Genomic DNA, 24111 nt, shown 5'->3' with positions numbered 1-24111 from the left:
GGGAGGGTGCGTGCCGGATCCGATGACCGTCGCGTCCGGTGTCTCCGCCGCTGGCGCCCTGGTCTCCGCCTGGCAACTGCGCCGCCGGGCGCTGCGGGCGGAGGCGGAGATCCAGCTCCTGCAGGCCGAGCTGGCCGCCGAACGGCACGCCGCCAGCCATGACCCACTGACCGGCCTGCCCAACCGACGCGCCTTCTACCGGCTGGCCGCGGCCCTGCTCACCGGCGCCGGCGGCAACCCGCTGATCGCCGTGGTGCTCGACCTCGACGACTTCAAGCAGGTCAACGACCGGTACGGGCACGCCGCCGGTGACCAGGTGCTGATCAGCGTGGCCCAACGGCTGGCCGCCTTCGCCGGGGACAACCTGGTCGCCCGGCTCGGCGGCGACGAGTTCGCCGGGCTGCTGGTCAGCCCGACGGTGGACCGGCGGTGGATCGAGCACGCCAGCCGGCGGCTCTGCGACGCGCTCGCCGCGCCGATCCCGCTCGGCAGCCGCACCGTGCAGGTGACCGCGTCCGTCGGCCTAGCCCCGGTGCACGGGCCGACCCAGCTCGCCGAGGCGCTCTGCCGCGCGGACGCGGCGATGTACCAGGCGAAGAGCGTGGCCGCGGCCCGGCCGGCCCGGCAGCTCGTGGACACCCCGCACCTCGCCGAGCGCTGACCGGCTGATCAGTCCCAGCGGCCCAGGTCGCGCAGCGCCCCGCGGGCCAGGGTGAGCAGCCCGACCGGGGACAACAGCCCGTCCACGATCTTCAGCGCACGGACCCGCTCGGCCTCCGGCCGGTCCGTGTCGGCCGCGTCCCGCGCCCAGCTCCCGATGTCGTCGAGGGCGCGCACGCCCAGGTGGTAGGCCAGCCGGACCGGATCGGGATCCACCGGGCCGTAGCCGGCGAAGAACGCGGCCTGCTGGGCCGGGGTCACCGGCGCGAACGCCAGCACGCCGCCGAGCACGAACATCAGGTCGCGTTCCCGCGGCGCGAGCACCGCGTCGTCCCAGTCGATCAGCCAGACCCGCCCGTCCGGGTCGAGCAGCAGGTTGCCCAGGTGCGGATCGCCGTGGCAGACCACCAGGTCCGCCGGCCGCTCCCGCAGCTCCGCGCCGAGCCGGTCCACCCGGTCGAGCAGGGTCGACACGTCGTCGGCGGCCGTCCGCCAACGGGCCGCCACCTCCCGGGTCCACCGGTCGGCCGAGCCGTCCACCGCCCGCAGCCGGCGGTCGGTGGCCCGGGCGGCCACGCCGACCGCCGCGTGGGTGTGGTCCTGCCGGGGCAGCAGCGCCGCCAGCTCGTCGGTGGGTGCGACCGCGTGCGTCGCGGCCAGCACCTCGCCGTACGCCCGCCAGTGCGCGACGCCCATCCCGCCGTCCAGCGCCCGATCGGCGGTCAGCCACGGCACCACGGAGAGCCGCCGTCCCTCGTGGACGCTCCAGAGCCGGCCGTCCCGCGTGGTCAACGGGGCCACGATGCCCGGCACGCCCCGCGCCGCCAGGTGGGCCGTGACGCGCAGGCCCGCCGGGCTGCCGCCGCCGCTCAGCTTGACCGCCCACTGGGCACCGTCGGCGTCGGTGGCGCGCCACAGCCGCGCCGTGTCATCCGCGCCGTACGGCACCAACTCGGGGGTGGCGAGGGCGAGACCGAAGTCCTCCGCCACCCAGCCGGCCAGTCGGTCGTCCCCGGCGATCGTCAGCTCACCCGTCACCGGATCACCGTGCCACCGCTCACCCGTCACCGCGAGCGGTTTCGCCGGTCAGCGCCAGCCACGGCGCACCCGTCGTCGCGAGCGGTTTCCCCGCCCGTCAGCGCCAGCCGTAGCCAGCGCGCAGGGCCTGGCCCACCCGGTCGAAGCGGGGCCGGTCCAGCACCGCGCCCTCGCGCCGGATGCTGTCCTCCCGCATGGTGAGGACCCGGTCGAGGCGTACCCAGCTCGGGCGGTTGTCCCGGTCCCAGGCGCCCGGCCCGAGCGCCAGCCAGTGCCGCTGGCCATCCCGTTCACTCTGGCTGGAGAGCATCAGCCCGAACAGCGTTCGGCTCTGCCGGCCCACCACCAGCACCGGGCGGTCCTTGCCCTGGCGGGGGTCGTCCTCGTACGGGACCCAGGTCCAGACGATCTCCCCCGGGTCGGCCTGCCCGTCCAGCTCCGGGGCGTACGCGAGCTGGCGACGCTGCAGCGCGGCCACCTGGCGGCGCCGCGCGACCTGGGCCGGGATCGGACCCGGCGTCCGGGTCGGCGTCGCCGTACCCCCGCTCATCCGGCCGAGCCGCGACGCCACATTCCTCAACAGACCTGCCACGGCCGGCAGCCTATCCTCCGGGCCGGGGACCCGCGCGCCGCCGCCCGGCGAAATGCGGTGGAGGTACGGCGGAGGCGTCGGCGACGATCGCCGGGTGACCGTTCCCGCCCGGCAGGTCCGGGCCACCTTCACCGCCGACAGCATCACGGTCTACCAGGCGTACCCGCCGGAGATCGTCGAGGCGGCGCTCGCCGCCGGCCGGTTCGTGCCGCCGTTCAAGCGGGAGCGGATGACCTGGATCAAGCCGTCGTTCCGCTGGATGATGTACCGCTGCGGCTGGACGCGGAAGCCCGGGCAGGAGCGGGTGCTGGCCGTGGAGATCACCCGGGCCGGCTTCGAGTGGGCGCTGGCGCACGCCTGCGCCAGCGGCTTCGACCCCCGGCTGCACGCCGACCGCGCGACATGGAACCGGCAACTGCGGGCCAGCCCGGTCCGGATCCAGTGGGACCCGGAGCGCTCGCTGCGGCTGGCACCACTGCCGCACCGCTCGTTGCAGGTGGGGCTCTCCGGCGAGGCGGTACACCGGTACGTCGACGAGTGGCTGGTCCGCCTCACCGACGTCACCCCGGTCGTTCGGGCGGCCCGGGATCGGCTGACCACCGGCGACGACGCCGGGGCGGCGGCACTGCTGCCGGTCGAACGCCCCTATCCGCTGCCGCCCGACGTGGCCCGGGTGATCGACGCCAGTTCGGGCTGAACCGGCGAGGGCGTCGCCCCCCGATCGATGGTTGACTCGGCCTGGGCGAAGCGGAGGTGGTCGGGATGACCTTCGAGGTGCGGACGCGCAGCCTGCCCGGCCGGCCGGCGGCGATCGGCTCGGCCGGGGCGTGCACGCTGGTGGTGGACCGCCCGGCGGACGCCGGCGGGGACGGGCTCGGGTTCAACGGCGGGCAGTTGCTCCACCTGGCGGTGGCCGGGTGCGTCTCCAACGATCTGTTCCGGGAGGCCCGGGCGGCCGGGATCGTCCTGCACCGGGTCGAGGTGACCGTGCACGGCGACTTCGACGGCGACCCGCCGACCTCCACCGGCATCTCGTACGACGTGCTGGTCGACGGGGACGCGCCGCCGGCGCGGCTGCGGGAACTGGTGGACCGGGTGGACACGATCGCCGAGATCCCCAACTCCCTGCGCCGGGGCACCGACGTGCGACTGCGGCACAGGCAGGTGCTCGGCGAGCCGGACTGAGCCGGTCAGGCCGGACGGCGGGCCAGGACCAGGGTGGTGCGCAGGTCCAGCACCACCGTCCCGCCGAACCCGTCGACCGTGGCGCCGACCGCCGTCAGCACCCGCTCGCGCAGCTCGGGCGGCCGCTTCAGCTGGGGCGAGAACGTGCTGACCAGCGCCTGGTACGCCGCCGTGGTCAGCGGCACCGTACGGCGGAAGGGCACCGACCGGACGTCGGCGAAGAGGCCGCTGCCGGCGATGTCGGCGTGGAACCAGTCGTCGGGACGGTCCCGGTGGTTCGCCGGATCCACCGACTCGAACGCCGCCCGGATCGCGGTGGCCTGCGCCGGGTCGACGTACGCGTAGCGGTGCCCGAAGACGGCCAGGGTGCCGCCCGGGGCGAGCGCATCGTACGCCCGGCGGTTGCGGGTCTCCGGGTCCAGCCAGTGCCAGGCCAGCGCGCAGGCCAGCGCCGGCACGCCGCCCGGCGGGGCCGCCCACTCCTCGAAGGCGGCCACCACCACCTCGACCGCCGGGAACCGGGCCGCCAGCAGCTCGGCCATCCGCGGGTCCGGCTCCACACAGGTCATCGGCGCGCCCAACCCGACCAGGAGCTCGGTGGCCCGGCCCGTCCCGGCGCCCACCTCGACCAACCGGGCGGGCACCCCGCCGTGGTACGCGCGGATCGCCTCGACGATCTCCGGCGGATAGCCCGGGCGCGCCGCGTCGTAGCTGCCGGCCACCTCACCGAAAAGCTGGCTCATGACCGCCATCGTGGCAGGGTGGACGACGACCGCGTGACCCTGGGGAGGAAACGGTGACCGAGGAACTGCCGCAGGACCTGCCGGTCCTGGAACGTCGGGCGGTGCGGGTGGTGGTGCTGGACGCCGAGGAGCGGGTGCTGCTCTTCCACACCCGCGACCCGGACCACCCCCGGCTCGGCACCTGGTGGGAGCTGCCGGGCGGGGGCCTCGACCCCGGCGAGACGTACCTCGACGCGGCGGTGCGGGAGCTGCGCGAGGAGACCGGGATCCGGGTCGGCCCGGAACAGGTCGGCGCGCCCGGCTGGCGACGCCGGGCCAGCTTCATCCACCGACAAGTGCGGCACGTGCAGGACGAGGTGGTCGTGCCGGTCCGGGTGCCGGGCCGGGGCCCGGCGGTCGACGGGTCGGACCGGCTCGACTACGAGGTGGAGGACTACTTCGGCTTCCGCTGGTGGCCGGTCATCGAGATCGTGGCCGGCCGGGAGCGGTTCTACCCGGGACGGCTGCCGACGCTGCTCACCCCGTTCCTGGCCGGCGAGGAGATCGACGAACCGTTCGAACTCTGGTCCTGACCGGCCCGGTGGGCGTGCCGAACCGGCCGGCGGTGGGCAGAGTGGAGCAATGACCAGCCTCCAGCAGCCCCTCGCCCGGTACGCCGAACGCCTGCACGCCGCCGTCGACCCCGGGCACCACGTGGCCTCCCCGCTCGGCGCGTGGCTGCTGCTGGCGCTCTGCGGACCGGCGGCGACCGGAGCCGAACGGGACGAACTGGCGGACGTGCTCGGCATGAACCCGTCGGCCGCCGCCGCGACCGCGGCCGCCCTGCTGGCCGAGCCGCATCCGCTGGTGCCCGCCGCGACCGCCGTCTGGCACCACGTCGGGTACGACCCCGGCCGGCTCGCCGACTGGTACGCCGACCTGCCGCCGCGCACCACGACGGGACCGCTGCCCACGCAGGACGCGCTGGACGCCTGGGCCCGGGAGCACACCCTCGGGCTGATCGACCGGTTTCCGCTGCGGATCACGCCGCAGGTGGTGCTGGCCCTGGCGAGCGCGCTGGCCACCCGGATCTCCTGGGCGGACCCGTTCGACCTGACCCCCGCCGCCGCCCTCGGGTCGGCCAGCCCCTGGGCCGGTTCGCTCACCCGGGCCCTGCGCGCCCCCGAGCGTGGCCACCGGTGCTGGATCGCCGCCACGGAGCGGGCCGGCGAGGTGATCGTGCACGTGGCGACGGCCCAGCCGGCGGTCACGGACGGCGGCCGGGCGGGGCTGGCCGTGGTGTCGGTGGCGGCTGCGCCCGACGTGGCGCCGGGTGACGTGCTGGCCGCCGCGTACCGGCTCGGCGCGGCGGCGGTGGCCGGGGCGGAGCCGGGCCGGCGGTCGTTGTTCGAACTGCCGCTCGGCGAGACGGCACTGTGGAGCGTGCGGGAGGAGCGGGTACGCACCCGGGCCCGGGACGGCCGGGAGGAGCGCCACACCGCGGTGCTGCCCTGCTGGTCGGCGCGGAGCGAGCACGACCTGACCGCACCCAGGCTGGGCTTCCCAACGGCGATCAGGGCGGTGGCGGGCGTCGACGCGCAGGCCGAGGCCCGGCAGGCGGCGATGGCCCGGTTCGGTCGGTACGGCTTCGAAGCGGCCGCGGTGACCGGCGCGTTCGCCCTGGTCAGCCTGCCTCCGGAGGGGGTGGCCCGGACCGCCGAGCTGCGCTTCGGCCACCCGTACGCCGTGGTGGCGCTCGCCACGGACGAACGGCCCGACGGGGTGGGGCCGTGGCACGGGGTGCCGGTCTTCTCCGCCTGGGTGGCCGAGCCGGAGGAGCCGTCCCCCGCCGACCTCGCCGACCCGTCCTGACGGTTCGCCCCGCCTCGTCAGCCGCCGTACGGCGGTCGGGGGATCGGTTCGACCATGGCGTCGAAGCCCTTGGGCAGCTGGGCCACGAGGTCGTGGAACTCGCCGACGGTGACCGCCTCGCGCAGGGTGGCCAGCACCGCCCGCGCCCCCACCTCGGCGACCGCCGGGTCCACCCCGGCCCGGTGGGCCACCCGGTACACGAACTCGACGACGCCTCCGGTCGGGCCACCCTCGCCGGCCGGGGCGGTGAGGTAGCCGCTCAGCTCGTCCGGCAGCTGCGCGGCGAGGTCGTTCGCCTCGTCCCCGGTGACCCGCTCCGCGAGGGTCTGCAGGGTGGCCCGGGCTATCGTGGCGGCCTGCTCGGTGGGCAGCTCGGACCGGCGGGACACCGCCTCGACGAATCGGGGAAACCGCACGCCGCCCTCCTGTCGTCGCCGGCCGCGCAGGGCCGCAGCCGGTCACGCGGTTACCCCCGGCCGGCGACGACAAACGGTCCGCTCACCGCCCGGCGGCAACGGCATCGGCCGGGACCGGCGGCCGGTCCGGGGCGGGGATCTCGACGGTCCGCCAGACCGGCGACCAGCGGACGAGCAGCGCCGCCGCGGCCATGCCGACCGAGGCCGCCGCGAGGTACGCCGGCGCGCCCAGCAGGCCGGTCAGCGCCCCGCCGAGGGCCGCGCCGAGGGGCATCGTCCCCCAGATGAAGAACCGGCTGGTAGCGGTCATCCGGGACAGCATCTCGCCGGGGGTGGCCGCCTGCCGCAGGCTGACCGCGTTGACGTTGTAGAGCCCGCTGGCGAAGGCGCTCACCGCCAGTCCCGCGCCGATCCAGAGCGGGTGCGGCAACAGCACCAGCGCCGCGCCGGCCTGGAGCACCGCCGCCGCGGCGATGGCCCGTCCGACGCCCAGGCGCGCCCGGGCCCGGCCGGCGACCGCCGCGCCGAGCAGGTATCCGACGTTCGCGCCGGCGATCAGCAGGCCCACCGTGGTGGCCGGCAGGCGCAGCTCGCGGACCGCGTACACCAGCAGCATGGCGAGGAAACCGGCGTGCCAGAGGTTGGTCAGGCCGGAGCAGAGGGTCAGCGCCCGGACCACCGGGTCCCGGAGCACGAATCGCAACCCGCCGGTGGCGTCCCGCCACACGCCGCCCGCGCCGGCGGCCCGCTGCGGGGCCAGTCGGGGCGTACCGGCGAGGAACAGCGCCGAGGCGACGAAGCTGGCCACGTCGACGAGGAGGGCGACCGGCGCGCCGAGCGCGCCGACGAGGAAGCCGGCGAGGCCGGGGCCGGCGGTCTGCCCGACCGCCCGGGTCGCCTCGAGGCGGGCGTTGGCGTCGGCCAGCCGGCCGGGCGGCGCCACCGCCGGCACGGCCGCGAAGTAGGCCACGTCGAACAGCACCGTGGCGCAGCCGGCCACCAGCGCCACCGCCATCAGGTGGGCGAGGGTGAGCAGTCCGGCGGCCCAGGCCAGCGGCACGCTGGCCAGCAGCAGGGCGCGGGTCAGGTCGGCGCCGACCAGCACGGTACGGCGCGGCAGCCGGTCGACGATCGCGCCGGCCGGGATGCCGAGCAGCAGGTACGGCAGGGTGGTGGCGGCGGTCAGCGCGGCCACCCCGGTCGACCCGGCGCCGAGCGCGGTCAGCGCGGCCAGGGGCAGCGCCACAGTGGTCACGTGGGTGCCGAGGGTGCTCACCGCGTCGGAGAGCCAGAGCCGGCGGAAGGTGGCGTGCCGCCACAGGGCGGCGGTGGTGGTGACGGTCATGGGGCAGCGTCAACGACGTACCCGGAAGGTCCGGCGGCCCCGATTGTCACGGTGACAATCCGACGCTGCCCGGGCCGCGCGGCGGCTAGATTGTCACGGTGACAATCTGGGAGCCCGCGGGGCTGTCCGGCGCCGGACCCCGCTACCTGGCGCTGGCCGACGCGATCGGCGCCGACATCGCCGCCGGCCGGCTCACCGCCGGGGACCGGCTGCCGGCGCAGCGGGAGCTGGCCCGGCGGCTCGGCGTCACCATCGCCACCGTCGGCCGCGCCTACCAGGTCGCCGCCCGGCGCGGGCTGCTCACCGGTGAGGTCGGCCGGGGGACGTTCGTCGCCCCGACCCCCGCCGGCACCGCGCCCGCCACCGCGCCGGTGCTCGACGTCGCCGCCGTGCACCCGCCCGGGCACGGGCCGGTCCACCGGGCGGTCGCGCCGATCCTGCACCGGATCGCCGCCGACCCCCTCGCGGTCGGCACGGAGGACGCCGACGCGGTCCGGCACCGCGTCGCCGGCGCCCGGTGGATGGCCCACGGCGGCTGGCGCCCCGCGCCCGACGAGGTCGAGGTGACCGCCGGAGGCCAGCACGCCCTCGCCGCCGCGCTGGCCGCGCTCGCCCAGCCCCGGCACGTGGTGGTCACCACCGAGCTGACCAACCCGGGCCTGCTCGCCGCCGCGCGGCTGCTCCGAATCGAGTTGGCGACCGTGCCCAGCGACGCGGCCGGGGCCCGCCCGGATGCCATCGACCGGCTCTGCGCCCGACGCCGGGTGGCCGCGCTGCACCTGCACCCCACCCTGCACAACCCGACCGGGCTCACCATGCCGGCCGAGCGCCGCCGGGAGATCGCCGCCGTCGCCGCCGGCCACGACCTGACCGTGATCGAGGAGGACCCGTTCGGCGCGCTGCTGCCCGACCGGCCGCCGCCGGTCGCCGCGTGGCACCCCCGCACGGTCCACCTCACCGGCATCACCAAGACCCTCGCCCCGGGCCTGCGGATCGGCTACCGGTACGCACCGCCGGCGCTCGCCGAGCCGCTGCGCGCCGCCGCCCGGGCGCTCGCCTGGGCGCCCGCGCCGCTGGTCGCCGAGGTGGCCACCCAGCTCGTGCTGGGCGGTGCGGCGCACCAGCTCGCCGCCGCCCGCGCCGCCGAGCTGGCCGGACGCGCCGCGCTGGCCCGCGAGCTGCTCGGCGACCGGGTGGCCGCCACCGGGCCGGCGCCCTTCGCCTGGGTGCGCCTGGGCGACGACGCCGACGCGGTGACCGCGCTCGCCCGCCGCCGGGGCGTCGCGGTCGCCGGCACCGACGAGTTCGCCGCCCGGCGCGGGGCCGCGCCCGGCCTGCGGGTCAGTCTCAGCGCCGACGACGCGACGGTACGCACGGCGCTGCGCGCCCTGGCCCGGCTGCTGCCGGGCTGACCGTCAGCGGAGCGTGCCCTCGGCCCGGAGCCGGTCGAAGATGAGCTGGTCCACCGGGGAGACCCGGTGCCGGTCGGCGTAACCGAGCCAGGCCAACTCCTCGATCTCGCTCTCCGGGCGCAGCTCGCCCCGGTAGTCGGCGGCGTAACAGGCCATCCGGACCACGGTGCCGGCCGCGTGCCCGTGCGCCTGCGCGGAGAAGGTCCCGACGTGGACGGCCGACTCCCGCACCACCACGACGCCCAACTCCTCGGCGATCTCCCGGCCCAGAGTGTCCAGGTCGGTCTCGCCGGCCTCCCGCTTGCCGCCCGGCAGGTACCAGACGTCCTTGCCCCGGGAGCGGGTGCTGAGGACGCAGCCGTCCTCGATGCGAATCCAGGCCACCTTGTCGATCTCGGGCACGGCACTCCTTGTCTGCTGGGGAACCGCGGCCAACGGTAGAACGGCACGACGCCGGGCGGATCGGTAGCATCCGTGCCATGTCCCGCGCCACCCATTCCGGCGCCTGCCCACTGTCACCGATCTGGGTGGCGGCCCGACGTTCCACGACACCCGCGTCGAGGTCGAGCCGGTGCCGGCGGAGCTGCTGACGGCGGAGTCGCCGGCGGCGGAGCCGGCACCGGAGCCGGTCCGGGAAACCGCCGGTCCCCGCGGATGAGCATGCCGACGGCGGCGATCGCACAACAGCCGGCTACCACGCCGAGCAGGAGCCGGTAGCCGCCGGCCGAGAACAGTACGGCGGCCGCGCCGAGGGGCGCGGTCGCCTTGGCGACCGTGACGGACGCCGCCATCCGGCCGGCGATGCTCGCGTACGCGGTGGTGCCGTAGCGATCGGCGAGCAGGGCCGGCGTGGCGAGGCTGGCGACGCCGAAGCCCAGTCCGAAGCCGACGATCCCGATGACGGCCCCGGCGCGGGTGCCGGCGAGCAGGGGCATCGCGAGGACGGCGGTGGCCTGAGTGGCGAAGACGGCGGCCACGATGGTGGTGACACGGAGGCGTCGGCGGGCGCCGGTGAGGACGAGTCTGCCGGTGACCGACAGGACGCCGAGCAGGCCGGCGGCGGTGGCGGCGAAGGTGGCGGGGTGGCCGCGGCTGACCAGGTAGCCGACGAGGTGGACGGTCATGGTGCTGGTGGCCGCGCCGTGGGCGACGAAGGTTCCGGCCAGGATCCAGAACCGGGCGTCCCGCATCGCGGCCCTGACGACCGTGGGCCGCTGGGCGTGGTCCGGCGGTGTCGGGCCGCCGGGCGCCGTCATCGCTGCCGACGGGGGCCGGCGGATGGTGAGCGTGTGCAGGGGCACGGTGACCAGGCCGTGGATGACGGCGAGGACGAGTAGCGCGCCGCGCCAGCCGACGTGTTCGATCAGGAGGCCGGTCAGCGGCATGAAGATGGTGCTGGCGAACCCGGCCACGATCGTGACCACCAGCAGGGCCGTTGCGCGTCGGTCCGGGGTGAACCAGGAGACGATGACGGCGAAGGCCGGCTCGTAGAGCACCATCGCGCCGGTGATCCCGATCCCGATCATGACGGCGTAGAGCTGACCGATGGTGTGAACCTGGGACCAGGCCACGAGCAGGGCGGTGGCGGTGAGCGAACCGACGGTCATCAGCGCGCGACCGCCATGGTGGTCGAGCCACCGGCCGACCGGGATGGCCATCAGGGCTCCGGAGAGGACCGACGCGGTGAGCGCGCCGGTGACGGCGGTCGTGGACGCGCCGACGCTGGCGGCCATCGGGTTCAGCAGAACCGCGTAGGCGTAGTAGAGAGTGCCGTAGCCGACGGTGGAGGTGACGGCGAGGGCGGCGACGATGCGCCAGCCGTGGGCGTGGTGCCCGCCGACCGTGGGGCCGGCGGGCACCGTCGTGGTGGCGGGCATCAGCCGCCGCAGCAGCCGCCGGTCTGGCCGCCGGCGGGGGCGGCGTCGAGGGTGATCAAGCCGAGCGGCGCGGACAGCAGGCCACCGGAGATGCCGGTGGCGAGCCCGCGCGCTGCCGGGTCCGCGGTCGGGGACGGCCCGCAGCAGCTGTCGCCGGTCGCGGAGGCGGCGGGGTTGCTGTTGCACACCCCGGTCTCGGGCAGGTCGAGCTGCACGTCGCGGGCGGCGTCCCAGTCGCCGGCGAGGGCCGCGACGACGGAGCGGACCTGCTCGTAGCCGGTGGCCATGAGGAACGTCGGTGCCCGGCCGTAGCTCTTCATGCCGACGGCGTAGTAGTCCGGCTCGGGGTGGGCGAGCTCGTCCACGCCGTGCGGGGGCACGGTGCCGCAGGAGTGCTCGTTCGGGTCGATCAGCGGCGCGAGGGCGCGGGTGGCGCCCATGACCGGGTCGAGGTCCAGCCGCAGCTCAGCGGCGATGGAGTGGTCCGGCCGGAAGCCGGTGGCCGCGACGATCCGGTCCACGGTGACGGACTCTTCGCTGCCATCGGCGTGCCGCACGACCACCCCGACGCGACCGTCGGTGGGGGTGAGAGCGTGCACGGAGAAGCCGGTGAGCAGCCGGATCCGGCCGGCGTCGACGTGCTCGCGCAGCCGGGAGCCGAGCGCACCCCGCGCCGGGAGGGCGTCGGCGTCGCCGCCTCCGTAGGTGCGCACCGGTGAGGTGGTCCGGATCGCCCAGGTCACCTCGGTGCCCGGCTCGTCGGCTGCCAGCTCCGCCAGGGAGAGCAGGGTATTCGCCGCCGAGTGGCCGGCGCCGACGACCAGGGTGTGCCGGCCGGCGAACGCGTCCCGGTCCGCACCGAGGACGTCCGGAAGCGCGTGCTCCAGGTACGCCGCCACGTCGCCCTCGCCCCGAGCGGGCAGGCCGGACGCGCCGAGGACGTTCGGGGTGCCCCACGTGCCGGAGGCGTCGATGACGGCCTGGGCGAGCACCTCGTCGCCGTCGGCGAGTCGGATCAGGAACGGCGTGGTGTCGCGGCCGGCGGTGCGCAGGCGGTCCATGCCCAGGCGGCTGATCGCCTCGACCCGAGCGCCGTAGCGCAGGTGCGGCTTGAGCTGCGGCAGCTCCGCGAGAGGCTGGAGGTAGTCGGCAACCAGCTCCGCGCCGGTGGGCAGGGCCTCCAGGTCGGGGGCGATCCAGCCGGCCTCGTCCAGGATCCGGCGGGCGGCCGGGTCGATGTTGTACCGCCACGGGGAGAACACCCGCACGTGCCTCCACTGCCGCACCGCTGCGCCGGCGGTGTCGCCGGCTTCGAGGACGGTGAAGGGGAGGCCGCGCTCGTGCAGGTGCGCGGCGGCGGCCAGGCCTACCGGGCCGGCGCCGATCACCACGACGGGCAGCTCGTTCAGGGTGCTCATCAGACAACTCCTCTGTGTTGAAAACTGTCGAATCAAGTAGGTGGACGACGGCCCGGCTGCTGGGGCCAGGGCTGGTCAGGTGATGACGGGGCTGCGCCGCTCGAGGAGGACGACGTCGCGCCACCGGCCGTGGTGGCGGCCGACCCGTTCGCGGACGCCGATGACCCGGAAGCCGGCCCGCTCGTGGAGGCTGAGGCTGGCGGTGTTCTCGGGGAAGATGCCGGACTGGATGGTCCAGATGCCGGCCGCCTCGCTGGAGGCGATGAGCGTGTCCAGCAGCAGCCGGGCCGCGCCGCGTCCCTGTTCGGCGGGGTCGACGTAGACCGAGTGCTCCACCACGCCGGCGTAGACCGCGCGGGCCGAGGTCGGCGAGACAGCGATCCAGCCGACCACGATGTCGTCCCGGTCGACCGCCACGAAGCGGTGCGCGGGCAGCTTCCCGGCGTCGAACGCCGCCCAGGTGGGTGCGGTCGTCTCGAAGCTGGCGTGTCCGCCGTCGAGGCCGGCCTGGTAGATCGCCAGGACCCGCTCGGCGTCGTCGGCCGTCATGGGACGGACGGTGAGGTCGGCCATCAGCAGGCTCCGTTCGGGTTGGGGGCGGGTCGGCCCATGACGACGTCGGCGGCGGAGGGGAAGCAGCCGACGCAGGCGTCGTTGATGCGGTAGTGGCGGGCCGTTCCGACCGGCTCGACGAGGACGAACCGCACCTCGGTGAGGATCTTCAGGTGCTGGGAGACGGTGGACTGCGCCAGGCCGACCGCGGCGACGATCTCCCCGACGCTCATCGGTCGGGCGTGGCGGGCGAGGTACTCGACGATCTGCACCCGGGTCGGGTCCGCGAGGGCCCGGAACCACGACGCGTACGTTTGTGCGGTCGCCCGGTCGAGCAGCTCGTCCACACCGGCCTCCTTCTATCGTTTATCGCCGATCGACGATGGAAGTGTAGCGGGTGCGGGTGCCGCGAGGCAGACGGTAACTCCCGCCTGGGCTGCCGCTGACCGCCGAGCCTTGCCCGAACATGACGATCCCCTTCCCACGGCGCCTGTCTTGACGTCCGTCGAATCAGAGAGTTGCACGTTGCTTAGACACCTGTCAACCTAGAGGCATGTCAAAGCAAGCGGCGTCGCTTCCCGTCATCGACCGCGCCGCCGACACGCCGTGCTGCCCGCCGCTGGCGCAGCGCCGGGTGCCGGCCGAGACCGCCGCCGTCCTCGCGCCCGCGTTCAAGGCGCTCGGCGACCCGGTGCGGCTGCAGTTGATGTCGATGATCGCGTCCGCCGAGGGCGGGGAGGCATGCGTCTGCGACCTGACCCCCGCGTTCGACCTGACCGGGCCGACTATCTCCCATCACCTGAAGACGCTGCGCGAGGCAGGCCTCGTCGACGCCGAGCGGCGGGGTACCTGGGTGTACTACCGGGCCCGGCCGGCCATCCTGCGCCAGCTCGCCGCACTGCTCACCGTCGAACCGGCAGCTCTTGCGTGAGCCGCGGCCGGCGCACCGCGCCGTGCAGCCATATCTGGTCGCCTGCTGCTGACCGCGCCGCTCAGTGCCACCGACTCAGTTCCGCTTGACAGTTTCACAATCACTCAGTGATAGTTGAGTCAATGACCATTGAGCTTGCTTCCCTGCAGGAGCGCGCCCGAATCCACGCCGCGCTCGGCGACCCGGCGCGCCTGGCGATCGTGGACGCGCTCACCCTCGGCGACGCCTCCCCCGGCGAGATCGCCCACGACCTGGGCATGTCCACCAACCTGGTCGCCCACCACGTCAAGGTCCTCACCGCGGCCGGCCTGGTCGTCCGCGCCCGGTCCGAGGGCGACCGCCGCCGCACCTACCTCCGCCTGCGACCCGAGGCACTGGCCACGCTGACTCCGCCGCCGCTGACCGACGTCGGCCGGGTGGTGTTCGTCTGCACCCGCAACTCCGCCCGCTCCCAGCTCGCCGCCGCGCTGTGGACGAGCCGGGCCGGCACGCCAGCCGCCTCCGCGGGCACGAAGCCCGCGTCCCGGGTCCACCCCCGCGCCGTCGCCGTGGCCCACCGCCACGGACTCCAGCTCGACCCCACCGGCACCGCCCACATCACCCAGGTCGCGCACGACGGGGACCTGGTGATCGCGGTCTGCGACAACGCCCACGAGGAACTCACCGGCCCGGTCCGGCCCCGGCTGCACTGGTCGGTGCCCGACCCGGTCCGTGTCGACACCGACGCCGCGTTCGAGGCCGCCTTCACCGACCTCGCCGCCCGCGTCGACCGGCTCGCCCCCGTCATCAATTCGGGGGACCGTCATGACTGACACCAGCCGGCACCTGCGTGAAGACCTCTCCGTCGACCAGCAGCTCGCCCTGCACGCCGCCGCCCCGCACAACGCCGGGCGGTCCCAGACGGCGCTCGGCTTCTTCACCCACCTCGCCGGCGATCAGGCGGTGGCCTGGGCCGTCCGCCGGCTCCTCGACGAACTGCACGTTCCCGCCACCCGTTGGACCACCCGCCGGGCCGGCACGCGGCCCGCGACCTCACCGCAATGGGAGAGAACAGACTGATGACCATCGCACTTTGGCGGCGCCTGCTGGCCGAGTTCACGGGCACCGCCCTGCTGGTCACCGCCGTGGTCGGCTCCGGCATCATGGCCACCACGCTCTCCCCCGGCGACGTCGGGCTCCAACTGCTGGAGAACTCGATCGCCACCGCGCTCGCCCTGGGCGCCCTGATCCTGATCTTCGGCCCGGTCTCCGGCGCCCACTTCAATCCCGTCGTCTCCGCCGCCGACTGGTTCCTCGGCCGGCGCGCCGGCACCGGCCTGACCAGCCGCGACCTCGGCGGCTACGTCATGGCCCAGGTCGCCGGCGCGATCGGGGGTTCGATCCTGGCGAACCTGATGTTCGACCTGGCCGCCGTCGACTTCTCCGGCAAGGACCGCGCCGCGGGGCACCTCTGGCTCGGCGAGGTTGTCGCCACCGCCGGCCTGATCCTGCTGGTCTTCGCCCTCGCCCGCGCCGACCGCGCCGCGGTCGCGCCGGCCGCGGTCGGCGCCTACATCGGCGCCGCGTACTGGTTCACCTCGTCGACCTCGTTCGCCAACCCGGCGGTGACCATCGGTCGCGCTTTCACCGACACCTTCGCCGGCATCGCCCCCGCCTCGGTGCCCGGCTTCGTCGTCGCGCAACTCGTCGGCCTCGCCGCGGGCGTCGGTCTCCTGGCCGCGCTCTACCCCGACGCCGGGGAAGCCGCCGACCAGGTGGTCGTGCCTACCGACGAGCGCGACCCGGCGCTCGACAATCGCGCATGAGCACCAACCCGGCGCACCGTGGCGCGGACAGGTCCTATCCCGCCCTGCTCAATCCGCCGCGTCCGGCCGGGCGCTACCGGCTGCTCGACCGCAACAGCGACCCCCGCCGGTCTCTGCCCACCGCCCACTCGGAGGCGCCGGTGAACCGGCCCTGCGACCCGTACTGCGAGAGAGGCACCTGATGTCCGACAAGCCCAGCGTGCTGTTCGTCTGCGTGCACAACGCGGGCCGCTCCCAGATGGCCGCCGGTTGGCTGCGCCACCTGGCCGGCGACGCCGTCGAGGTGCGCTCCGCCGGCTCGGCGCCCGCCGGGGCGGTCAACCCCGCCGCCGTCGAGGCCATGGCCGAGGTCGGCATCGACATCACCGACCAGACCCCCAAGCTCCTCGAATACGAGACGGCGGAGTCCTCGGACGTCATCGTGACCATGGGCTGTGGTGACGCCTGCCCCGTCTTCCCCGGCAAGCGGTACGAGGACTGGAAGCTCGAAGACCCCGCCGGCAAGGGCGTCGAGGCCGTACGCCCGATCCGCGACGAGATCCGCACCCGGGTGGATCAGCTCCTCGCCGAGCTGCGCCCTACCGCCTGACCCGGTCAGCGCCGCCCGCCCGCCGACGACCGTCAGCGGGCGGCTGCACCCTGAGCAGGAGCATTCCTCCGGACATCCCTCCTTGATCAAGCAACGCGACTCTAATGATTCCGAAGACAGAGATCCCTTACTGCGCTCGACGGAGGCGGTACCGCTCCAACCGATCGGCGCGGTAGCGGTCGAGGGTGAACGCGGCGTCATCGAGCCGGGGACATCCGGAGTCGTTGCACTTTGCGCACAGGTTCCGCTCGTGGAACTCGATGCAGTACGAGGCGAGGACGACGGCGAAGGGGACTCGCGTCAGCAACTCCTCCCCCATCACCCGGCCCGACCCGGAAAGCGGTACTGCTGGCCGAGGGTAAGGAGCGGGGCCCGTTGGTACTCCATAGTCGGCTCGATTGCCCAGTAGTGCGGACGGCCGTTGTTGCGGCGGGGCTGGACCTCGGAGAGGGCCTCCGGACCGAAGGCGCCGGAACGGTTCGGGTAGGCGGTCGCAGGGCCGGTCCGGTCGACCGGTCCCGGACGGCGGTTGAACGGCCAGAGCCTCATGAGATTCCTCCTGGCTGGGGGTTTGCGGACGCCTACCGAAGGTAATCCATCTCGTTCTACTCGTACAGCCCGTTCTATACGTCTAGCCCGTACCCTACGGCCTGCTCAGGCTGCGCGTCCATAAGGTTCGGCTCATGGTTGACGAGATGTCCCCGGTGGCGCTCTACATCCAGCTCGCAGACCTCCTCGCCAAGCAGATCGAGGACGGGAAACTCAAACCCCGCCAGCCGGTCCCGAGCGAGACCCATCTACAGCAGGAGCACGGCGTCAGCCGCGGAACTGTCCGAGCGGCTGTCCGTCTGCTTCGGGAGCGCGGTCTGGTCGTGACGCTGCCGGCTCGCGGTTCTTACGTCGCCGAGCGGAAGCCGTAAGTCCTACCTGCCCGGACTGCCGGCGAGAGCGGGCAGAGCCATTGGTGCACGCCTAGCGGGCTGAACCGCCGCTGCGAGCCGATGGCTTCCCTGCGGGCCGGCGCCACCACCCGGCCGGGATCGCCCGAGGCGCCTGCCCGCCGGGGTCGCCCCGGGCCGACGCCGGCGGCTCACCCCTCGGCGAGGGCGTCGAGCGCCAGCGACGCGGTCCAACTGAACGCCGGGGAGCCGAGCCCGGCGCCGGTGTCCGGGTGGAAGTACTCGTGGCAGCCGCTGCGGGCGACCAGCCCGAGCATCGACTCCCGCAGCCCGGCGGCCAGGTCGGGCCGGCGGTGGGTGAGCAGTCCCCGCCAGAGCAGCCAGCTCGTGTTCAGCCAGCTCGGGCCGCGCCAGTAGCGCAACGGTTCGAAGTCCGGCGCGGTGCGGTCGTGGGTGGGCAGCGGGCGGTCCATCCGGGACGCCAGGCCGAACCGGGGCGAGCACGCCTCGGTCAGCACCGCCCGCACCTGCCGGGCCGGCAGGTCCGGCAGGATCAGCGGCATCAGCCCGAGCACCGTCCGGGCCGGGATCAGCCGGTCGGTGCGCAGGTCGCGCGGGTGGAAGGTGCCGGTGGTCGGGTCGTACAGCCGGTCCACCAGGGTCGCGGTGATCCGGGCTGCCCGCTCCCGGTGCGGCCCGGGGTCGGCGCCGACCACCGCCGCGATCCGGGCCAGCGCCTGCTCGGCCACCCCCAGTGCCGCGTTGAGCAGCGGACACTCCACCAGGAAGGGATGCCGCCCGGCCAGCCCGTCGTCGCCGTAGCGGCCCTCCCGATAGGACGCGACGATCGCGACGTAGCGCGCGTAGTCCAGGTCCGTGGGGCGGTGCGCGGCGTCGGCGTGCGCGGTGTCGTGGCGCCGGTACGCCCGCATCACGGCGGCGTCGGCGGGCACCCCGGCCATCGGGGCGTCCCAGGCCGGGCTGTTGTCCAGCCCCGACTCCCACGGGTGCACCAGGCAGGCCAGCCCGGCGCCGCCCACGTCCCGCCGGCCGGTCAGGTACCGCTGCTGGGCGACCAGCCGCGGATAGAGCCAGCGCAGGGCCCGCACCGACGCCTCGGACGGAGCCCGACGGTGGATCAGCCACGCCGCCGCGGCGTGCACCGGCGGTTGGACGATCCCGGATGTGCTGGAAGCCGGGGCGCCGTCGGCGCGGGCCGAGTCCCAGAACTCCGGCCCCGGGAAGTACGACCCGACCCGCAGCGCCGGGTTGAACACGATGTGCGGAACCCGCCCGTCGGCCCACTGGGCGGCGAAGAGCGTCCGTAGCTCCCGCCACGCCCGCTCCGGTCGGACGTGGGCCAGCCCGACGGCGATGAACGCCGAGTCCCAGCTCCACTGGTGCGGGTAGAGGGTGCGCGAGGGCACGGTGTGGTCGTGCTCCCAGTTGCCGTCGAGGGTGGCGACGGCCAACCGGCGCAACCCCGCCGCCCGCTCGGCACCGTCCCACCCCGGGGACGGGTCGCCGTCGGGGCGACCCGCCGTGGCGTCCAGTCCGGCGGCGGCGCCGGTTCCGCCGGCCGGCCCGGCGCTCATGCCGCCGCCTGCCACGGCTGGGCGTGCGTGAGCACCGCCGCGGCCTGCCGGAGGGCGGCGAGGGGCTCGCCGCGCAGCCGGCACTCCAGCGCCAGCCAGCCCCGGTAGTCGATGTCGTGCAGGGTCCGCAGCAGCGCCGGCCAGTCCAGGTGCCCGGCCCCGGGCTGGTACCGGTTGGAGTCGCTGACCTGCACGTGCCCGAGGTACGGCGCGGCGGCGCGCAGCGCCGCGTGCACGTCGTCCTCCTCGATGTTCATGTGGAAGGTGTCGGCGACCACCCGGACCGAGGGCAGGCCGACGGCCGCGCAGAGGGCGACCGCCTCGTCGAGCCGGTTGACCATGTGGTCCTCGTACCGGTTGAGGGGCTCCAGGAAGAGGGTGACCCCCTCGGCCCGGGCGTGCTCGCCCAGCTCGCCGAGGGCGTCGACGAGGACCTGCCGGTCGCCGTCGGGCGAGCGGGGCGGCTCGAAGGGCGGCAGCCGCCGGGAGAACATCCCCCAGGCGGCCGGGGTCATCGCGCCGATGCCGCCGAGCTCGGCGATGACCGAGAGCTGCGAGCGCAGGTTGCGCACCGCGTCCCGGGAGCGGTCCGGGTCGAAGTCGCCGATGAAGTGGTCCATCTCGACGCAGACGGTGGGCATGGGCACGCCCTCGGCGCGGGCCCGGCGCAGCTCCGGCAGCCGCCGGGCGAACGCGAGGTCACCGCGGCCGCGCAGCTCGATGGCCTGGTAGCCGAGCGTGCTGGCGAGGGCGAACTTGTCGGACAGGCTGGCGCCCGGGAGCAACTGCTCCTGGCAGGCGAGTGGAATGGCCATTCAGAACCTCAGCACGACTTGGAGGACGTCACCGTCACCGCGGTCGAGCAACGCGAGCGCGTCGGCCACCGCGCCCGCGTCGACGACGTGGCTCACCAGCGGCAGCGGGTCGACGCTGCCCTCGGCCACCAGGTCCATGAAGGTGTGGGCGATCCGGGGCCCGGTCCACCGGCCGGCCGTGCCGGGTGCCGGGGTGGGCCCGGAGACCTGGGCCGCCACCAGCTGGATCCGGTTGTGGTGGAACTCCTCGCCGAGTCCCAGCCCGAGGGCGTACCCCTGGTAGAAGCCGGCGGCCACGACGCGGCCGGCGTGGGTGGTGGCGCGGATCGCCTCGTGCAGCGCCGGGTACGACCCGGACAGCTCCAGGCAGACGTCGGCGCCGCGACCGTCGGTGGCCCCGCGGAGCACGGCGGCGGCGGAGTCGACGGCGGCGTCGACGACTCGACGGGCGCCGAAGCGGGTGGCGAAGTCCAGCCGGGCGGGCACCCGGTCGACCGCGACCACCCGGGCGCCGGAGAGGGCGGCCAGCCGGGTGCCGAGCAGGCCGATCACCCCCTGGCCGAAGACCCCCACCCAGTCGCCGAGGTGCAGGTCGCCGGCGAGCACCGCGGTGAGGGCGATGGCGCCGGGACGGGCGAAGACGGCGGTGAGCGGGTCGAGCCCGGCCGCCAGCGGCTGGACCGTGCCGGAGGGCACGACGGCCTCGGCCCGGTGTCCCCAGATGCCCCAGACGACCTGCCCGGGACGTCGGTCGGCGACGTCGGCGGCGACCTCGAGGATCTCGCCGACCTCCTCGTAGCCGAAGCCGACGACGGGGTAGGCGGCGGGCGCCTGGCGGGGCACAAACATCCGGCTGGCGTCGTCCCAGTCCTTGCTGAGCCGGGGATTGCTGCCGCGGTAGAGGGTCAGCTCGGTGCCGGCCGAGATGCCGGAGTAGCAGGTGCGGACGCGCACCTGGCCCGGGCCGAGTGGATCTGCGGGGCAGGGCTCGAGGCTGACGCGCCGGGGCCCGGCCAGAGAGACAACCCAGTTGGGCATGGCGTCGCTCCGAGGGAAGTGCCGGGCTCGATTCTAAAACAAAATATCAGCATATGTCTTGTAATTGATCAATCGAGGGCGTTGAATCCCTGATGTACCCTTCGAGAGGAGTGCCACCGATGCCATCACCCTCGATGCGGATGCTCGCCGCCACCCTGATCATGGCAGTTGCCGGGACAGGAATGGTGGCCTGCAGCGACGACGAGCCGAAAGCCGACAGTTCAGAGATAACAGTGTGGAGCCTGGAGGACGTCGCCGACCGGGTGACCGCCACCAAGGCGATCATCGCCGACTACACCGCCAGGACCGGCGTCAAGGTCAACCTGGTCACCGTCAACGAGGACCAGTTCCCCTCGCTCATCGCCTCCAGCGCCGCCGCCGGCGAGCTGCCCGACGTGGTCGGCTCCGTCTCCCTGGCCGGCATCCAGACGCTCGCCGGCAACCAACTGCTGCACGAGTCCGCCAACGCCGAGATCGTCGACAAGCTCGGCCGGGACACCTTCTCCCCCCGCGCGCTGGAGCTGACCTCCGACGGCGGGAAGCAGCTCTCCGTCCCCAGTGACGGGTGGGGCCAGCTCCTCGTCTACCGCAAGGACCTCTTCGACGCCGCCGGCCTGCCCGCCCCCGACACGTACGAGAAGATCGCCGCCGCCGCGGCGAAGCTCAACACCGGCGGCGTCGCCGGCATCACCGCGGCGACCGCCCCCGGCGACGTCTTCACCCAACAGACCTTCGAGCACCTCGCGCTGGCCAACAACTGTCAGCTCACCGACGACTCCAGCGCGGTCAAGCTCGACTCACCCGAGTGCGTCGAGGCGTTCCGCTTCTACGGCGACCTGATGCGCAACCACTCGGTCAAGGGTGCCCAGGACGTGGACACCACCCGGGCCACCTACTTCGCCGGCAAGGCCGCGATGCTGATCTGGTCGCCGTTCATCCTCGACGAGCTGGCCGGGCTGCGCAACGACGCCAAGCCGACCTGTCCGCAGTGCCAGCAGGACCCGACGTTCCTGGCCAAGAACAGCGGCTTCGTCACCGCGATCAAGGGACCCAACGGCGCCGAACCGGCCCAGTACGGCGAGATCAGCTCGTGGGCGGTGCTCGACGGCGCCGCGGCCGGTTCGGCCAAGTCGTTCGTGGAGTACCTGCTCTCCGACGGCTATCCGCGCTGGTTCGGCATGTCTCCCGAAGGCCGGTTCCCGGCCCGCAAGGGCACCGCGGACGACAAGGAGAAGTTCCTCACCGCCTGGAACACCAGCCAGGCCGGCGTGGACGCCAAGAAGCCGCTCTCCGCCGTGTACGGCGACGACGTCCTCGCCACCCTGCGCAAGAGCCCGGACACCTTCCAGCGCTGGGGCCTGCCGCAGGGCCAGGGCAAGCTGGTCGGCGCGATCCTCGGCGAGCTGCCCGTGCCGAAGGCGCTCGCCGACGTGGTCGGCGGCAAGTCCGACGCCGCCGCGGCCGCCGCGCGGGCGAAGAAGGACGTCGAGGCGATCAAGAAGGGCGTCAATTGACCACCACCGCCCCGGAGGCCGGCCGCTCCCCCGCCCGGGAGCGGCCCGGCCCCCGCCGCCGGCCACTGACCCTGCGCCGGCGCGAGTCCCGCGCCGGGCTCGCGCTGGTCGCCCCGACCCTGCTCGTGGTGGCCGGGGTGATCGGCATCCCGATCGTCTGGACCGTGGTGCTGGCCTTCCAGCGGGTACGCCTGGCCACCCTGCGCCGGAGCGGGCTCTTCGGCGAGTTCACCCTGAGCAACTTCGACCGGGTGCTGCACACCCACGGGTTCGCCGAAACGCTCTGGACCACCCTGCTCTACAGCCTCGGCGGGACCTTCGGGTCGATCGTGATCGGCCTGGTCGCCGCGCTGGTCGTCCGCCGGCCGTTCCGCGGGCGCACACTGGTGCGGGCGTCGATGCTGCTGCCGTACGTGGCGCCGGTGGTCGCGGTGGCCTTCGTCTGGCAGGTGATGCTCGACCCGCAGCTCGGCATCGTCAACGACTGGGGGCAGCGGTTCCTCGGCTGGGACGCGCCGATCCCGTTCCTGTCCCAGGACTCGACCGCGCTGTGGACGGTCATCGCGTTCGAGGCGTGGCGGTACTTCCCGTTCGCGTTCCTGTTCCTGCTCGCCCGGCTGCAGGCCGTCCCCGCGGACCTGGAGGAGGCGGCCCGGGTCGACGGGGCCACCCCGACCCAGCGCTTCCGGCACATCCTGCTGCCCCAGCTGATGCCGGTGATCGCGCTGCTGGCGGTGCTCCGGTTCATCATGACCTTCAACAAGTTCGACGACGTCTACCTGCTCACCGGCGGTTCGGCCGGCACCGAGGTGGTCAGCGTCCGGGTCTACCAGTTCCTCACCGCGCGTACCGACGTCGGGGCCGCGGCGGCACAGGCGGTCGTGCTGGCCGTCGTGCTGATCGCGTTCGTCGCGATCTATCTGCGCTTCTTCACCGCACGCAGGGAGGCCTGATGGACCGGGACCGGCTCGAGACGGTCAGCCTGCGCTGGCTGCGCCGGCTGGTGATCGCCGCCTTCCTGGTCGTCACCGTACTGCCCTTCTGGTACATGCTGGTGCTCTCGGTGCGTCCCATCGAGCGCCTGCTGCTCGATCCCGGCTCGCTGTGGGTGCCGGTCAGCGAGTTCACCGTCGCCACGTACGCCGAGGTGCTCAAGGCCGCCGAGGACGGCGGCCAGGGTTTCCTCACCTTCATCCGCAACAGCGGGCTGGTGGCGCTGTCCGCCACGGCGCTGACCCTGGTGGTCGCCATCCCCGGCGCGTACGCGGTGGCCCGGCTGCGGTTCTTCGGCCGGCGGCAGGTCAACGCCCTCTTCCTCGCCGTCTACCTCTTCCCGTCCATCGTCATCGCCATCCCGCTCTTCGTGGTCTTCACCCGCGTCGGGCTGCGCGGCTCGCTGTTCGGGCTGGTCCTGGTCTACATCTCGCAGACCCTGCCGGTCTCGGTCTACATGCTGAAGAACTACTTCGAGACGATCCCGGTCAGCCTGGAGGAGTCCGCGGCCATCGACGGCGCCGGCCGGCTCGGCATCATCCGCCGGGTCAGCCTGCCCCTCGCGGCACCGTCGATCATGGCGGTCGCCCTCTACGACTTCATGATCGCCTGGAACGAGTTCCTGTTCGCCCTGCTCTTCCTGGTGGACAAGCCCAACCGGTGGACGGTGTCGCTCGGGCTGTCGCTGCTCTCCGACGGCGTCGAGGTGCCGAAGACCGTGCTGATGGCGGGATCGGTGATCCTCACCCTCCCCATCGTGATCCTCTTCTTCGCCAGCGAGCGGCTGCTCACCGAGGGGCTCACCAGCGGTGCCGAGAAGGGCTGAACTTGACCTTGAACGAG

The 24111-nt window shown here is 74.1% G+C and carries 30 protein-coding genes; 16 read left to right on the top strand and 14 right to left on the bottom strand.

Annotated elements, in window-relative coordinates; all coding sequences use genetic code 11:
• The first annotated feature begins 10 nt into the window (after window positions 1–10).
• Entirely contained in the window at window positions 11–661 is a 651-nt protein-coding gene (locus ACFOYX_RS01740; RefSeq protein ID WP_322442179.1) for a GGDEF domain-containing protein, read from the top strand.
• Window positions 662–669: 8 nt separating this feature from the next.
• Here ACFOYX_RS01740 and ACFOYX_RS01735 read toward each other — a convergent pair whose 3' ends face one another.
• The gene (locus ACFOYX_RS01735; RefSeq protein WP_322442178.1) at window positions 670–1698 is read right to left on the bottom strand and encodes a phosphotransferase; all 1029 of its coding nucleotides are present in this window, start codon (window positions 1696–1698) and stop codon (window positions 670–672) included.
• A gap of 97 nt (window positions 1699–1795) precedes the next feature.
• A complete protein-coding gene (locus ACFOYX_RS01730; protein WP_322442177.1) occupies window positions 1796–2290 on the bottom strand; it encodes a type II toxin-antitoxin system PemK/MazF family toxin in 495 nt (164 codons plus the stop codon).
• 94 nt (window positions 2291–2384) lie between these two features.
• Between ACFOYX_RS01730 and ACFOYX_RS01725 the strand changes: the two genes are divergently transcribed.
• Window positions 2385–2987, top strand: coding sequence for a DUF4291 domain-containing protein (locus tag ACFOYX_RS01725; protein WP_322442176.1), 603 nt, complete (start codon window positions 2385–2387; stop codon window positions 2985–2987).
• Between the two features lie 65 nt (window positions 2988–3052).
• Window positions 3053–3475: an OsmC family protein gene (locus ACFOYX_RS01720; protein ID WP_109801978.1), complete on the top strand. Its 423-nt coding sequence runs from the start codon at window positions 3053–3055 to the stop codon at window positions 3473–3475.
• Between the two features lie 5 nt (window positions 3476–3480).
• Here the strand turns inward: ACFOYX_RS01720 and ACFOYX_RS01715 are convergent, their stop codons facing one another.
• A complete protein-coding gene (locus ACFOYX_RS01715) occupies window positions 3481–4218 on the bottom strand; it encodes a class I SAM-dependent methyltransferase (RefSeq protein WP_322442175.1) in 738 nt (245 codons plus the stop codon).
• Between the two features lie 53 nt (window positions 4219–4271).
• Here ACFOYX_RS01715 and ACFOYX_RS01710 point away from each other — a divergent pair, with 53 nt between their 5' ends.
• Both ACFOYX_RS01710 and ACFOYX_RS01705 read left to right on the top strand, forming a co-directional pair.
• A complete protein-coding gene (locus ACFOYX_RS01710; RefSeq protein ID WP_322442174.1) occupies window positions 4272–4790 on the top strand; it encodes an NUDIX domain-containing protein in 519 nt (172 codons plus the stop codon).
• 49 nt (window positions 4791–4839) lie between these two features.
• On the top strand, window positions 4840–6069 hold the full coding sequence (locus tag ACFOYX_RS01705) for a hypothetical protein (RefSeq protein ID WP_322442173.1): 1230 nt from the start codon (window positions 4840–4842) through the stop codon (window positions 6067–6069).
• A 17-nt stretch (window positions 6070–6086) separates the two neighbouring features.
• Here ACFOYX_RS01705 and ACFOYX_RS01700 read toward each other — a convergent pair whose 3' ends face one another.
• Together ACFOYX_RS01700 and ACFOYX_RS01695 are read right to left on the bottom strand one after the other, a co-directional pair.
• Complete coding sequence (locus ACFOYX_RS01700) at window positions 6087–6485, bottom strand: DUF2267 domain-containing protein (protein WP_109801975.1); 399 nt, start codon at window positions 6483–6485, stop codon at window positions 6087–6089.
• Between the two features lie 82 nt (window positions 6486–6567).
• The gene (locus ACFOYX_RS01695) at window positions 6568–7830 is read right to left on the bottom strand and encodes an MFS transporter (protein WP_322442172.1); all 1263 of its coding nucleotides are present in this window, start codon (window positions 7828–7830) and stop codon (window positions 6568–6570) included.
• Window positions 7831–7928: 98 nt separating this feature from the next.
• Here ACFOYX_RS01695 and ACFOYX_RS01690 point away from each other — a divergent pair, with 98 nt between their 5' ends.
• Window positions 7929–9242, top strand: a complete 1314-nt coding sequence (locus ACFOYX_RS01690; protein ID WP_322442171.1) for a PLP-dependent aminotransferase family protein — start codon at window positions 7929–7931, stop codon at window positions 9240–9242.
• A 3-nt stretch (window positions 9243–9245) separates the two neighbouring features.
• Here ACFOYX_RS01690 and ACFOYX_RS01685 read toward each other — a convergent pair whose 3' ends face one another.
• The 5 genes from ACFOYX_RS01685 to ACFOYX_RS01665 form a co-directional block, all read right to left on the bottom strand.
• Window positions 9246–9644: an NUDIX domain-containing protein gene (locus ACFOYX_RS01685; protein ID WP_322442170.1), complete on the bottom strand. Its 399-nt coding sequence runs from the start codon at window positions 9642–9644 to the stop codon at window positions 9246–9248.
• A gap of 113 nt (window positions 9645–9757) precedes the next feature.
• Window positions 9758–11119 (bottom strand): MFS transporter, encoded by a 1362-nt coding sequence (locus ACFOYX_RS01680; RefSeq protein ID WP_322442169.1) that lies wholly within the window; start codon window positions 11117–11119, stop codon window positions 9758–9760.
• Window positions 11119–12537 carry an FAD-dependent oxidoreductase gene (locus ACFOYX_RS01675; RefSeq protein WP_322442168.1) on the bottom strand — a complete coding sequence of 473 codons (1419 nt, stop codon included), beginning with the start codon at window positions 12535–12537 and terminating at the stop codon, window positions 11119–11121. The genes ACFOYX_RS01680 and ACFOYX_RS01675 overlap by 1 nt, the downstream gene beginning before the upstream one ends.
• Window positions 12538–12612: 75 nt before the next feature.
• A complete protein-coding gene (locus ACFOYX_RS01670) occupies window positions 12613–13110 on the bottom strand; it encodes an N-acetyltransferase family protein (RefSeq protein ID WP_322442167.1) in 498 nt (165 codons plus the stop codon).
• Window positions 13110–13436 carry a metalloregulator ArsR/SmtB family transcription factor gene (locus tag ACFOYX_RS01665; RefSeq protein WP_109800207.1) on the bottom strand — a complete coding sequence of 109 codons (327 nt, stop codon included), beginning with the start codon at window positions 13434–13436 and terminating at the stop codon, window positions 13110–13112. Before ACFOYX_RS01665 ends, ACFOYX_RS01670 begins: the two co-directional genes overlap by 1 nt.
• 206 nt (window positions 13437–13642) lie before the next feature.
• Between ACFOYX_RS01665 and ACFOYX_RS01660 the strand changes: the two genes are divergently transcribed.
• The 6 genes from ACFOYX_RS01660 (at window position 13643) to ACFOYX_RS01635 (ending at window position 16414) form a co-directional block, all read left to right on the top strand.
• The gene (locus tag ACFOYX_RS01660) at window positions 13643–14020 is read left to right on the top strand and encodes a metalloregulator ArsR/SmtB family transcription factor (protein WP_322442166.1); all 378 of its coding nucleotides are present in this window, start codon (window positions 13643–13645) and stop codon (window positions 14018–14020) included.
• A 122-nt stretch (window positions 14021–14142) separates the two neighbouring features.
• A complete protein-coding gene (locus tag ACFOYX_RS01655; protein WP_322442165.1) occupies window positions 14143–14832 on the top strand; it encodes a helix-turn-helix domain-containing protein in 690 nt (229 codons plus the stop codon).
• On the top strand, window positions 14825–15079 hold the full coding sequence (locus ACFOYX_RS01650; protein ID WP_322442164.1) for a hypothetical protein: 255 nt from the start codon (window positions 14825–14827) through the stop codon (window positions 15077–15079). The genes ACFOYX_RS01655 and ACFOYX_RS01650 overlap by 8 nt, the downstream gene beginning before the upstream one ends.
• Window positions 15079–15825, top strand: a complete 747-nt coding sequence (locus ACFOYX_RS01645) for an MIP/aquaporin family protein (protein ID WP_322442163.1) — start codon at window positions 15079–15081, stop codon at window positions 15823–15825. The genes ACFOYX_RS01650 and ACFOYX_RS01645 overlap by 1 nt, the downstream gene beginning before the upstream one ends.
• A complete protein-coding gene (locus ACFOYX_RS01640; RefSeq protein WP_322442162.1) occupies window positions 15822–16007 on the top strand; it encodes a hypothetical protein in 186 nt (61 codons plus the stop codon). The genes ACFOYX_RS01645 and ACFOYX_RS01640 overlap by 4 nt, the downstream gene beginning before the upstream one ends.
• Window positions 16007–16414 (top strand): arsenate reductase ArsC, encoded by a 408-nt coding sequence (locus ACFOYX_RS01635; RefSeq protein WP_322442161.1) that lies wholly within the window; start codon window positions 16007–16009, stop codon window positions 16412–16414. The genes ACFOYX_RS01640 and ACFOYX_RS01635 overlap by 1 nt, the downstream gene beginning before the upstream one ends.
• Window positions 16415–16732: 318 nt before the next feature.
• On the opposite strand, the gene ACFOYX_RS01630 is transcribed toward ACFOYX_RS01635, so the two are convergent.
• Window positions 16733–16963, bottom strand: a complete 231-nt coding sequence (locus ACFOYX_RS01630; protein WP_322442160.1) for a hypothetical protein — start codon at window positions 16961–16963, stop codon at window positions 16733–16735.
• Window positions 16964–17097: 134 nt separating this feature from the next.
• Here ACFOYX_RS01630 and ACFOYX_RS01625 point away from each other — a divergent pair, with 134 nt between their 5' ends.
• Window positions 17098–17334, top strand: coding sequence for a winged helix-turn-helix domain-containing protein (locus tag ACFOYX_RS01625; protein WP_109800200.1), 237 nt, complete (start codon window positions 17098–17100; stop codon window positions 17332–17334).
• Between the two features lie 170 nt (window positions 17335–17504).
• On the opposite strand, the gene ACFOYX_RS01620 is transcribed toward ACFOYX_RS01625, so the two are convergent.
• The 3 genes from ACFOYX_RS01620 to ACFOYX_RS01610 are packed head-to-tail and all read right to left on the bottom strand — an operon-like array spanning window position 17505 to window position 20677.
• On the bottom strand, window positions 17505–18908 hold the full coding sequence (locus tag ACFOYX_RS01620; protein ID WP_322442159.1) for a hypothetical protein: 1404 nt from the start codon (window positions 18906–18908) through the stop codon (window positions 17505–17507).
• Complete coding sequence (locus ACFOYX_RS01615; protein WP_322442158.1) at window positions 18905–19723, bottom strand: sugar phosphate isomerase/epimerase family protein; 819 nt, start codon at window positions 19721–19723, stop codon at window positions 18905–18907. Before ACFOYX_RS01615 ends, ACFOYX_RS01620 begins: the two co-directional genes overlap by 4 nt.
• Window positions 19724–20677: a zinc-binding alcohol dehydrogenase gene (locus ACFOYX_RS01610; protein WP_322442157.1), complete on the bottom strand. Its 954-nt coding sequence runs from the start codon at window positions 20675–20677 to the stop codon at window positions 19724–19726.
• Between the two features lie 203 nt (window positions 20678–20880).
• Between ACFOYX_RS01610 and ACFOYX_RS01605 the strand changes: the two genes are divergently transcribed.
• Genes ACFOYX_RS01605 through ACFOYX_RS01595 form a run of 3 tightly spaced genes read left to right on the top strand, consistent with a single transcriptional unit; the run spans window position 20881 to window position 24094 of the window.
• Entirely contained in the window at window positions 20881–22275 is a 1395-nt protein-coding gene (locus ACFOYX_RS01605) for an ABC transporter substrate-binding protein (protein ID WP_322442156.1), read from the top strand.
• A complete protein-coding gene (locus ACFOYX_RS01600; protein WP_322442155.1) occupies window positions 22272–23228 on the top strand; it encodes a sugar ABC transporter permease in 957 nt (318 codons plus the stop codon). Before ACFOYX_RS01605 ends, ACFOYX_RS01600 begins: the two co-directional genes overlap by 4 nt.
• A complete protein-coding gene (locus tag ACFOYX_RS01595) occupies window positions 23228–24094 on the top strand; it encodes a carbohydrate ABC transporter permease (protein ID WP_322442154.1) in 867 nt (288 codons plus the stop codon). The genes ACFOYX_RS01600 and ACFOYX_RS01595 overlap by 1 nt, the downstream gene beginning before the upstream one ends.
• Window positions 24095–24111 lie beyond the last annotated feature (17 nt).

This window comes from Micromonospora sp. GCM10011541 (assembly GCF_042650725.1).
GTDB lineage: Bacteria > Actinomycetota > Actinomycetes > Mycobacteriales > Micromonosporaceae > Micromonospora > Micromonospora sicca.
Note: the sequence above shows the minus strand (reverse complement) of the source record. Positions and strands in the feature narration are given on the sequence as shown.

What these genes read in the sequence shown, in the direction of transcription:
- ACFOYX_RS01720 (WP_109801978.1), top strand. Translation starts at nt 3,053, where the DNA reads ATGACCTTCGAGGTGCGGACGCGCAGCCTGCCCGGCCGGCCGGCGGCG.
- ACFOYX_RS01715 (WP_322442175.1), bottom strand. Translation starts at nt 4,218, where the DNA reads ATGAGCCAGCTTTTCGGTGAGGTGGCCGGCAGCTACGACGCGGCGCGC.
- ACFOYX_RS01705 (WP_322442173.1), top strand. Translation starts at nt 4,840, where the DNA reads ATGACCAGCCTCCAGCAGCCCCTCGCCCGGTACGCCGAACGCCTGCAC.
- ACFOYX_RS01695 (WP_322442172.1), bottom strand. Translation starts at nt 7,830, where the DNA reads ATGACCGTCACCACCACCGCCGCCCTGTGGCGGCACGCCACCTTCCGC.
- ACFOYX_RS01680 (WP_322442169.1), bottom strand. Translation starts at nt 11,119, where the DNA reads ATGCCCGCCACCACGACGGTGCCCGCCGGCCCCACGGTCGGCGGGCAC.
- ACFOYX_RS01675 (WP_322442168.1), bottom strand. Translation starts at nt 12,537, where the DNA reads ATGAGCACCCTGAACGAGCTGCCCGTCGTGGTGATCGGCGCCGGCCCG.
- ACFOYX_RS01670 (WP_322442167.1), bottom strand. Translation starts at nt 13,110, where the DNA reads ATGGCCGACCTCACCGTCCGTCCCATGACGGCCGACGACGCCGAGCGG.
- ACFOYX_RS01660 (WP_322442166.1), top strand. Translation starts at nt 13,643, where the DNA reads ATGTCAAAGCAAGCGGCGTCGCTTCCCGTCATCGACCGCGCCGCCGAC.
- ACFOYX_RS01655 (WP_322442165.1), top strand. Translation starts at nt 14,143, where the DNA reads ATGACCATTGAGCTTGCTTCCCTGCAGGAGCGCGCCCGAATCCACGCC.
- ACFOYX_RS01650 (WP_322442164.1), top strand. Translation starts at nt 14,825, where the DNA reads ATGACTGACACCAGCCGGCACCTGCGTGAAGACCTCTCCGTCGACCAG.
- ACFOYX_RS01645 (WP_322442163.1), top strand. Translation starts at nt 15,079, where the DNA reads ATGACCATCGCACTTTGGCGGCGCCTGCTGGCCGAGTTCACGGGCACC.
- ACFOYX_RS01640 (WP_322442162.1), top strand. Translation starts at nt 15,822, where the DNA reads ATGAGCACCAACCCGGCGCACCGTGGCGCGGACAGGTCCTATCCCGCC.
- ACFOYX_RS01635 (WP_322442161.1), top strand. Translation starts at nt 16,007, where the DNA reads ATGTCCGACAAGCCCAGCGTGCTGTTCGTCTGCGTGCACAACGCGGGC.
- ACFOYX_RS01630 (WP_322442160.1), bottom strand. Translation starts at nt 16,963, where the DNA reads ATGAGGCTCTGGCCGTTCAACCGCCGTCCGGGACCGGTCGACCGGACC.
- ACFOYX_RS01625 (WP_109800200.1), top strand. Translation starts at nt 17,098, where the DNA reads ATGGTTGACGAGATGTCCCCGGTGGCGCTCTACATCCAGCTCGCAGAC.
- ACFOYX_RS01620 (WP_322442159.1), bottom strand. Translation starts at nt 18,908, where the DNA reads ATGAGCGCCGGGCCGGCCGGCGGAACCGGCGCCGCCGCCGGACTGGAC.
- ACFOYX_RS01615 (WP_322442158.1), bottom strand. Translation starts at nt 19,723, where the DNA reads ATGGCCATTCCACTCGCCTGCCAGGAGCAGTTGCTCCCGGGCGCCAGC.
- ACFOYX_RS01605 (WP_322442156.1), top strand. Translation starts at nt 20,881, where the DNA reads ATGCCATCACCCTCGATGCGGATGCTCGCCGCCACCCTGATCATGGCA.
- ACFOYX_RS01595 (WP_322442154.1), top strand. Translation starts at nt 23,228, where the DNA reads ATGGACCGGGACCGGCTCGAGACGGTCAGCCTGCGCTGGCTGCGCCGG.